The organism is Bacteroides sp. OF04-15BH (genome assembly GCF_003477995.1).
Lineage (GTDB): Bacteria > Bacteroidota > Bacteroidia > Bacteroidales > Bacteroidaceae > Paraprevotella.
Genome location: NZ_QUEM01000054.1, coordinates 1 through 5,157, shown reverse-complemented (window position 1 = coordinate 5,157; position 5,157 = coordinate 1). Strand labels below are relative to the sequence as shown.

Here is a 5,157-nt window from a genome sequence, read left to right as displayed (position 1 = left end):
ATGCCCGTGAGGCCGGCTGGAAAAAAGGGCTTGCTGAAGGTCACGCCGAAGGTAAAGCTGAAGAGAAAAAAACTATTGCCCGTAATATGAAGGCAATAGGCTTGACTTTGGAACAAATAAAGATTGCAACAGGCCTTACAGAAAATGAAATTGAAGCATTGTAGTTATTGCTGGTCTTATTTGGTAGTGTTTCACTGAGTGTGTCTGAGGCCAGTTTACCTTAGAAGTGATGATGCAAAGTTAATAGACTATTTTGTATTTCATATCAAAAAAAATAATTTTATGTTGTAGTCGGACGAGGAAATGGACTCTGTAGAGGAGCAACCCGTCAGCAACATGGTTACGCCTATACTGATAGCAAGAACTATCCGGGAGTCGTCATTGTGGCGACTCCTTTTTTGCTTTCAGGCAGGCTTTTCTGCTAAAAAAACTATTCCATTAGTCAGGAAACAGAGTCTTGTCGCAGGTTATGTTGGGTAGCAGCCGGTCAAAAGCCTTGTGTTCCATGGCGACACTGCCCATGAGCGTCAGTACTGATTCTTCGTTAGGCATGGCTGTACGCATTCTTGTCACTCTCCTGAAGTCCCGGTTGAGACGCTCGATCCAATTAGTGGTATATATCATGGACTGAATCTCCGGAGCATAGTTCAAGTAAGTCATGTATGCCTTATAATCGGCGTTGTTACGCATGAATTTGAATGCCCGGTAGTCTTTACCCCACCTCTCACACATATCTTGCCATTTCTTCCAGGCCATCTCAATGGTGTAATCGCGCTGTCCGGTACGGAATATATCACGCAGATCAGAAGCCAAAGCACCCTTGTCTCCATGACTGACCTTGGCAAACATATTGCGTTTGAGATGGTTACGCATCTCTGAAGCGGAGTACCAGGGAATTTCTCTCCCACAACGACATCAAGGCCCTTAATACCGTCTGCAACCATGAGCCCAATCTTTTGGATGCCCCTTCCTTTTAAGGTGTCAAAGATATCACTCCATCCTGTTGCGCTCTCTGTAGGAATATTGAATATACCCAGTACATCACGGCGGCCTTCCTCTGTAACGGCCAATGCGACATAGAAAGCTTCACTGGATACCGAACGTTTACGGTGAATCTTAATATGCACACAGTCTACGAACATGACCGGGTAGTAACTCTCAAGACTACGATCCAACCAGGCGTTTACCTGGGTACGAACGCTATCGACCATCCGGCTGATGCTGGACTTGGAATAGTGCTGGCCGTAAATCTGCTCAAAGACATCTCCGACCTGTTCCTGCGTAAGTCCTTTCGTATATAAGACTCCAGCCAACCGGTCACATTCCTCTTCCTGATTGCGAAGAATGGCAAGTATCTGGGGATGAAAGTTGCCATAACGGTCACGGGGAATACGGAATTCCAATTTTCTTCCTTGACCATAGGCATGCCCAAAACGATAGCCATTGCCCTTATTTTGAGGATTTTCATGCAGAAACTCACTCCGTTCTGCTACCATCATGCTTTCTAGCATGATTTCCATCAGGTCGTGTAGACCATTTTCTTTCTCTGCATGCTTGCGCATGAGCTCAGAAATTTGTACTTTCGTGAAGTGCATAGTTTGTATATTTAGTGGTTTGGTCACTCCTAAATTACAAACTTCAGGGCTGACACGCAAGGGTCGGCCCTTTTTTACTGCTTATCAGACACACTTTTTGAGACAGTATCCTTTTCTGCTAAAAAACTATTCCATCAGTCAGGAAACAAAGTCTATAAAATTAAAAAATACGAGACTCATTTCTGAATCCCGTATTTCCATTTATACAAAATATTTTATAGTCTCTATTATAGCTTTTTAGAAGTTATCTTATATTTGTAAACGTAACCGCCTTCTGATTCCTCGAGTTCTCTAACCATCTCAGAACTTGTCAGTTTGGTAATAGTCCACACCTCTGTATCATCCTCAAAATATTCTATAGTTAATTTATTGGAAGAAAGTGTCCACTTGCCAGTCGTTAAATCATTATGATATACATAGATTCCTCTACTGCTAAAGCTTTCAAGTATGTCTTCTCCTTCTCCTTCAACTTCACTTCCTATCAGCTTGCCATCCTTGTAGACTTCAAACAAGTAAGTTTCTACTTTCCAATCACCGATAAGATTATCTTTTGAGATATCTTCACTGTCTTCTTCATCATTGGTGTCGTCCTCCTCTTTTTCTTCAAAGATAACGTTGAATATTTTTTCACCTCGAACAGTTCCATCTTCTGACAAAACAGTTATTTTAACTTGGTGCACTTTACCATCCATAAACTCTTTAATGTTTGTGAAATAAATGACATAAGAGTTCTGCATAGCTCCTGTTACAGGAAGATCAGTCAAATTTATTCCTTCAAATGAAGAATTGGTGTAGTAAGTGATTCCACCTGTTATTTCTGATAATAAATACGAAGGTTCTTTATATAGTGGCCTGTTTTCTGTTTGATCTGGTCCACTAATTACTGTATAGACAACTCCACGTGCTGCATTCCAATTGGATTCTACATAGTTTATAGAAATATTGTTACTTCCTCCTGGATAATTATAATCATCTGTGAAATTTATATAGATACGGTTAGCGCCTGTTCTAAATGTAAAGTGTTCATCTGCGAACCTTAAAGCTTGGACTCCGCATTCTCCCCCTGCATAATTATACTCATATAGGGATGCTGTATTTGCCAAGATTTCTTGATTTTTACCCCAAAATCCGATAGTTCTTTTTACTCCATATTGATCCCTTTCATTTAAGAATTCATAAAGAACGTTATAGTCGGAAATATCCATACCTCCTGTAATACCATAGCCTTGTATCAGATCATTATACTGTGATCCTACATTGCCACCGTATCCAACACATCCAAATTTTATATCTAAGCCGCTGGATTTTAGAGTTTCCGCAAAATCTGTAATATCGTCTGCAATTTTATTGGCTTCATCACTCATAGAACCAGAGTTGTCTACAAGAAATACAATATCTGTTTTTATAGATAATCCTTCTGTGCTGGAGTTATTTTTTACAATAAATCCTTTGGGATTGTTATCTACAGAAACCCATATATTCTGTGTTGATTCTTCGTTACTGCTGATGCCAAATAGTTGAAGCCATTCTTTTGTATTGGGATCCTGAATACCAGTCATATCAATACGCATAACGTATTGTCCGTCTATTTTTTCTGTTATGTACTGAATATTGGGTATATCAGCATTAGGATCGCTTATGACTGGGTTGGGATCAGCCTTGCTGTCACTGGGAATCCCCATAACGGTATCGGTTTCCAGAATAATTGTTTCATCCCCATTTTCCAAACAAGATGAGAGGGAGAATACTCCAAGCAAGAATGCAGATGCTTTAATTCCTGAATAGATAGACTTTATAATATTCATAATTTCCTATTTTTATTAATTACCTAAAATTTCGAATTCAACTCTTCTGTTCATGGTTCGTCCTTCCTCGGTGTCATTTGTTGTGAGTGGTTTTGACATTCCATAATAACTGTATGATATTTTATCTTTATCTACGCCTTCCCGAATCAGATAACGGACAACAGCTTTGGCTCTTTCTTTTGAAAGTTCCATATTTACTTCTTCTGAGCCTACATTATCGGTATGTCCTTTCACTTCTACACGAACTTGGGTTACGATCAGGATTGCAGCTAACTTATCCAAATATTCGAAGGATTCCATTTTTATATCACTCTTGGCAAAATCGAAATTGATTACATCTATGGCGCAGATGGTTTTTCCTATTACCGACTCGTTTTTCTCAACCATTTCTATAATCTCTTCCAGTGTGTAGCAAGGCTTTTCTTTTATGACTACTGTATCCTTAACGATCTGATTTACGATAGGGGCAACTGGAACAACTGGTGTTGCTTTTGCTTTCTTTTTAAAGATGCTGAATGGAACACCTAAGGTTGCCTTAATTTCTATTCCAGAAAATTTACGATTACCGGTAATATATGTTCCTTCCGGAAAAATTCCTGCATTTACTGCTTCCCCATCTTTTTCTTTTTTTCCATAGGTATCAGAAAAACCGTATTCATAGCTACCTTCTATGCCAAGAAAGCAAGAGTTTCTGAACTGATATTTTAAGCCAAGTCCGGCTGCAGCTGCAAAATAGCATGATGCCAAATTAGCCGTGGAAGTATTTATGGAATATCCTTCGTAATATCCATTGATATATTTAGCTTCCATTTTTACATCTCCGCGTGTAGGAAAAGCAAGAATCGGAGCTACATAGATGTAAGGGCGAATTTTAGAGGATAATTTTCCAAAATTATAGATGATGGGAATTCGGATGTCCCAATATCTGGAATCTAATTGATAATAGATATCATCAACATTATTTGCTTTGTAGTCATAGATATCTTTTCCAATATTTACGAGTTTACCGCCTCTTTTTAAAAAGCTTATTTCTGGACGAATGGAAAATTGATTTTGTTTTCCAAAGTCTCTTTCTACAAAGAACGAGAATATTCCGCCATTGAGGTTTTTATTGTCGGGAAACATATTGTCGTCCAAGTTGGAATATTTCATAAAATTAGAATGAAATCCTCCGCTAAAGCCGAAATACCATTTTGGAGTTTTTTCTTTTACAAGTGGCCCTTGAAGTTGTGCAAATGAAGGGGGAAAAAACAGACTCAGTAAAAGAGCTGTTAAAACTGCTTTCTTATTCATAAGTGTATAGTTTTAGAGTGAAAAAACTTGAAATATAAAAATATGTTAATCTAACATTATTGGATTTATTGCTATATATTTGATATGTGAAGTTTGTTGGTTCCTTTTTTAGATTTTATTAAAGTGTAAAATATAAATATCTATATTGGATTTGTTGGCTATTTTTATGTAAGTTATCTCTCTGATTCTTCAGTTATGGCAATATTAAAACTGCCTTAAACGCATAAAAGACAAATGATAAGAGTCAAAAGTATATATTTTGCTTGTTCTTAAAAGTATTGTACAAGTTTTTTTGTCTTCTTGTTTGGCAAATATAATTAAAAGAAACGAATATTGGTTTATAAATCCGTATCCATTTTTTCTACATTTTTTATTGAAAGGAAATATATTGATCAGAACTTTAATATTTTCTTTTAATTTTGGCAAAGTTAATATTTCTTTTTTAGACTTGCTCTGTTCTTGTG

General features: G+C 37.4%; 3 protein-coding genes and 1 pseudogene. All 4 read right to left on the bottom strand.

Going from position 1 to position 5,157, the window contains the following annotated elements:
- Positions 1–438 precede the first annotated feature (438 nt).
- A pseudogene (locus DXA74_RS15015) lies at positions 439–1,511 on the bottom strand (IS256 family transposase).
- Positions 1,512–1,822: 311 nt separating this feature from the next.
- Positions 1,823–3,400 carry a VWA domain-containing protein gene (locus tag DXA74_RS15010; protein ID WP_199666201.1) on the bottom strand — a complete coding sequence of 526 codons (1,578 nt, stop codon included), beginning with the start codon at positions 3,398–3,400 and terminating at the stop codon, positions 1,823–1,825.
- Positions 3,401–3,415: 15 nt separating this feature from the next.
- Complete coding sequence (locus DXA74_RS15005) at positions 3,416–4,693, bottom strand: OmpA family protein (RefSeq protein ID WP_118528932.1); 1,278 nt, start codon at positions 4,691–4,693, stop codon at positions 3,416–3,418.
- A gap of 204 nt (positions 4,694–4,897) precedes the next feature.
- A partial coding sequence (locus DXA74_RS16710) for a hypothetical protein (RefSeq protein ID WP_233550580.1) occupies positions 4,898–5,157 on the bottom strand: 260 nt, incomplete at its 5' end.

Bases quoted from the DNA above. Each gene is read 5' to 3' on its own strand.
- DXA74_RS15005 (WP_118528932.1), bottom strand. From the start codon at position 4,693: ATGAATAAGAAAGCAGTTTTAACAGCTCTTTTACTGAGTCTGTTTTTT.
- DXA74_RS15010 (WP_199666201.1), bottom strand. From the start codon at position 3,400: ATGAATATTATAAAGTCTATCTATTCAGGAATTAAAGCATCTGCATTC.